The sequence below is a fragment of the Kitasatospora sp. NPDC059462 genome, from assembly GCF_042749955.1.
In the GTDB taxonomy this organism is placed as follows: Bacteria; Actinomycetota; Actinomycetes; order Streptomycetales; family Streptomycetaceae; genus Kitasatospora.
The window spans coordinates 1-3,562 of sequence record NZ_JBHYUU010000348.1 but is presented as its reverse complement, the minus strand read 5'-3'; the positions used below and the strand labels follow the sequence as shown (position 1 = coordinate 3,562).

Genomic DNA, 3,562 nt, shown 5'->3' with positions numbered 1-3,562 from the left:
CCACCGCTGCGGTGCTCACCCCGGGCCCTCGGGCGGAAGGCCGGCTCAGTGCTCCGGCCGCACGGTGGACGCGACCAGGTGCTCGGCCAGACCCTCCCGGCCCCCCTCGGCGTACCAGCGGCGCTGGCGGTCGGCGCCGGTGCCCGCGCGCACGAAGTCCTTCCACAGCCCGGCGACCCGTTCGGTGTCCCCGTTGGCCAGCAGCCCCGGGGCGACGTGCGCCCGGAACTCCGCCACCACGTCCGCCGCCGGCCGGGCCGACCCGCTGAGCGGCGAGACCAGCCGGTCGCTCGGGCCGGTGCGCGCGGCGTGCCAGGTGGCGGCGCGCAGCAGTTCCTCCGGCACGGCCGGGCGCGGCTCCCCGGCCCGCTCGTCCAGGAGGGCCCGGGTCACCAGGGCGCGCACCAGGCCGGCGAACAGTTCCGCGTCGGAGACGGTCAGCTGGACGTCGGCGGCGCGCACCTCCACCGTCGGGTAGCGGGCGGAGAGCCGGGCGTGCCAGTAGAGCTGGCCCTCGTCGGCGATCGCACCGGCCGCCCCCAGGGCCGCCACCCGCCGCCGGTAGTCGGCGGCGTCGGTGAAGGCGGGCGGCGGGCCGCTCACCGCCCACTGGTCGAAGTGGACCGTGCGCCAGCTGGCGAAACGGGTGTCCCGGCCGCGGAAGTAGGGCGAGTTGGCGGAGAGCGCGATCAGCACCGGAAGCCAGGGGCGCACCCGCATCAGCGCGCCGAGGCGCTCCTCCTCGTCCTCGACCCCGACGTGCACGTGCATGCCGTTGAGCATCAGGTCATCGACCAGCGCGGGCGCCTCGCGGTGGGCCCGGCGGTAGCGGGTGCTCTCGGTGACCGGCACCGGGTCGTCCAGCCCGAACGGTGCCGCGCCGACCGGCACCACCCGGCACCCGTGCTGCGCGGCCGCCGCGGCCAGCCCCGCGCGCACCCGCGACAGGTGGCGGACCACCGCCGGGAGGTCCTCGCACACCGGCGTGGCCGACTCCACCTGGACCTGGAGCAGCTCGTGCTGCGCCTCGCTCGGCCGCAGCGCCGGTGCCAGGTCGGCGGCGGCCAGCACCTCGGCCGCCCGGGGCAGCGGGGTGCCGTCCCGGGGATCGATCAGCAGGTACTCTTCCTCGACTCCGAGTGTCAGCATGCCCCCTCCGCTACCCGGAACCGCCCGTTCCACGCCCGTCGGTTCCGCATCCCGGTCGATCCGCCGGCCCTACGCCTGCTCGCCGGTGCCCTCGGTGTCGATGTGCGGCAGGATCCGGTCGAGGAAGCGCGGGGTCCACCAGGCGGAGGCGCCGAGCAGGGTCATCACGGCGGGCACCAGCAGCAGGCGGACGATGGTGGCGTCCACCAGCACGCTGACGGCCAGGCCGAGGCCCATCATCTTGATCACGATGTTGTCGCTGACGATGAACGCGGCGAACACGCTGACCATGATCAGCGCGGCGCAGGAGATCACCCGGGCGGTGATCTCCAGGGCGTGCGCCACGGCGTCGTGGGGGCGGCCGGTGCGCAGCCAGGCCTCGTGGACGCGGGAGAGCAGGAAGATCTCGTAGTCCATGCTCAGCCCGAAGACGATGGCGAACATCATCATCGGCACGTAGCTCTCGATCGGCACCTTCCCGGACACCCCGAGCGCCGGCCCGCCCCAGCCCCACTGGAAGACCGCCACCACGACCCCGTACGAGGCGGCGATCGACAGCAGGTTGAGCACCGCGGCCTTGACGGCGACCAGCAGGCCGCGGAAGACGACCAGGATGATCAGGAAGGCGAGCCCGACCACCACCGCGATGATCAGCACCAGCCGGCTGGAGACGATGTCCAGGAAGTCCACCTGGGCGGCGGTGTTGCCGGTCACGTAGGTCTTCGCGCCGGTGCCGGCCACCGCGTCCGGCAGGACGGTGTCCGACAGCCGGTTCACCAGGTCGGTGGTGGCGCGGTCCTGCGGCGCGGTGGCCGGGACGACGGTGTTGAACAGCACCACGCCGTCCGGGCTGGTCTGCAGCGGGCCGACGCTCGCCGCGCCGGGAAGCCCGGTGAGGGCCTGCTGCACCGAGGCCTGGACGGCGGGACGCTCCCCGGCCGCCACCGCGCCCTGGTCGACGACCAGGGTGAGCGGCCCGTTGGAGCCGGGGCCGAAGGCCTCGGACATCAGGTCGTAGGCGCGCCGGTCGGTGAAGTCGGTGGAGTCGGCGCCGTCGCCGATGTGGCCGAGCTGGATGGAGAACAGCGGGATCGACAGCACGCCGAGCGCGACCACCCCGGCGACCAGGTAGCGCCAGGGACGGGCCTCGACCCGCCGGGCGTAGCGGTGCCAGGCGCCGGTGGTCTCCTCGCCCCGCGCGCCGCCGGTCTCCGCGATCGGCCGGCGCACCGAGATGCGGTCCATGTGGCGGCCGATGAACCCCATCAGCGCCGGAAGCAGGGTCAGCGCGCCGAGCACCGCCGACACCACGGTGACCCCGGCGGCGGCCCCGAGCTTGGCGATGAACGAGATGCCGGACACCGACAGCCCGGAGAGCGCGATGATCACGGTGCAGCCGGAGACCAGCACCGCGCGGCCGCTGGTGGCCACCGCCTGCCCGGCGGAGGCGACCGGGTCCGCGCCGTCCATCAGGTTCTGCCGGTGGCGGGTGAGCAGGAACAGTGCGTAGTCGATGCCGACGCCGATGCCGATCATGGTCGCCAGGGTCGGCGCGACCGTCGCGAAGGTGGACAGCGCCGCGATCAGTCCCAGCACGCCGAGGCCGACCACCGCCGCGAACAGCGCCGTCAGCAGCGGCAGCCCGGCCGCGAGGAGGCTGCCGAAGCCGACCAGCAGCACCACGATCGCCACCGCGAAGCCGATCGCCTCGCTGGAGCGGTCGTCCGGCGCCGGCCGGGCCAGCTCGCCCAGCGGCCCGCCGTACTCCACCTGCACCCCGGCCTGGCGCAGCGGGGCGACGGCGGCGTCCACCCCGGTCAGGTACGCATCGCCGAGCAGGGTGGGATTGGTGTCGAACCGCACGGTGATGTAGCCGGTCAGCCCGTCGGTGGACAGCGGGCCGCCGGGCGGCGCGGGCTGGCCGGGCGGCGGCAGCGGGCTCTGCGCGCCGAGCACGTGCGGCAGCTGCTGGAGCGCGGAGACGGCCTGGGTGATCTGCGGCTGGAAGCCGGTCAGCTGCTGGGCGTCGTGCAGCACCACCTGGGAGCTGGTGCCCGCGGCGGCCGGCTCGTGCGCCTGGAGGACGTCCTTGCCCTGCGCCGCCTGGGTGCCGGGCAGCGAGAAGTCGTCGGAGTAGGTGCCGCCGACCGTCTTGTTCGCCGCCTGGACGCCGGCCAGCGCCACGATCCACAGCACCACGACCAGCAGCGAGTGGCGTGCGCACCACTCGCCGAGGCGGTGCAGACCGGAACGTGCGGCCGCGGGCTCGGCGGCCGGGCGATCGCGGCGGGTGGACGGCGGCATGGACGGCTCCCGGGGGTCTTCGGCGCGGCGCCGCGCCGATCCGGCGCAGCGTTCCCCCGCGGACCGGGGCGGCGGCCCCCGCCCGCAGGGGGGCGGCCCGGCCGCGGGC

At 75.1% G+C, this 3,562-nt stretch carries 2 protein-coding genes; both read right to left on the bottom strand.

Annotation, left to right across the window (positions count from 1 at the left end):
* Nucleotides 1-45: 45 nt before the first annotated feature.
* Nucleotides 46-1,149 carry a glutamate--cysteine ligase gene (locus tag ACFXAM_RS38235; protein ID WP_380298500.1) on the bottom strand — a complete coding sequence of 368 codons (1,104 nt, stop codon included), beginning with the start codon at nucleotides 1,147-1,149 and terminating at the stop codon, nucleotides 46-48.
* Nucleotides 1,150-1,218: 69 nt separating this feature from the next.
* A complete protein-coding gene (locus ACFXAM_RS38230) occupies nucleotides 1,219-3,453 on the bottom strand; it encodes an MMPL family transporter (RefSeq protein WP_380298499.1) in 2,235 nt (744 codons plus the stop codon).
* Between the last annotated feature and the right edge of the window lie 109 nt (nucleotides 3,454-3,562).

What these genes read in the sequence shown, in the direction of transcription:
- ACFXAM_RS38235 (WP_380298500.1), bottom strand. Translation starts at nt 1,149, where the DNA reads ATGCTGACACTCGGAGTCGAGGAAGAGTACCTGCTGATCGATCCCCGG.
- ACFXAM_RS38230 (WP_380298499.1), bottom strand. Translation starts at nt 3,453, where the DNA reads ATGCCGCCGTCCACCCGCCGCGATCGCCCGGCCGCCGAGCCCGCGGCC.